Here is a 474-nt window from a genome sequence, read left to right as displayed (position 1 = left end):
ATACGGTAACAGGCTTTGATGCGAGTAGCAATAACATTACCGTAAGCACTAGCTTAAGCGGAGCCATCACTGGATTATCAGGCACGAATAAATTAAACAATGCTGGCGACTTTAGCAGCGGAGTAGCGAACTTAACGAGCTTAGGCTTGACGTTCACAGGAACGATAGGATCAGGAACCTTCACGTTCACTCCAGCCACAGGAACAGCAATAACTAGTTCCAGTGTGACAGTCAATCCTGGAGCCGCCACGAAATTAGTAGTGACAGGATCAGCTACTCAAACAGCTGGAACTAGTAATTCGATAACGATTACGGCCAAAGATGCAAGTGGTAATACGGTAACTGGATATACAGGTTCTAAGAACTTAACTTTCTCAGGAGCAACGAGCTCAACAGCGCCAGTTACAACACCTAAGGTAACCAATACCGCAGCAGCGGATATTGCATTTGGAACCACCACCGCCTTGACTTTTG

At 46.0% G+C, this 474-nt stretch carries 1 protein-coding gene; it reads left to right on the top strand.

What is annotated here, in order from left to right:
• Positions 1-474, top strand: a 474-nt coding sequence (locus U0R11_RS13565; protein WP_406752372.1) for a hypothetical protein, incomplete at both ends; no start/stop codon positions are given.

Origin of the sequence: Aquirufa salirivi (genome assembly GCF_045310485.1) — a bacterium.
Taxonomy (GTDB): domain Bacteria; phylum Bacteroidota; class Bacteroidia; order Cytophagales; family Spirosomataceae; genus Aquirufa; species Aquirufa salirivi.
The sequence above is the reverse complement of the archived record's forward strand: the minus strand, read 5'-3'. Positions and strand labels throughout refer to the sequence as shown.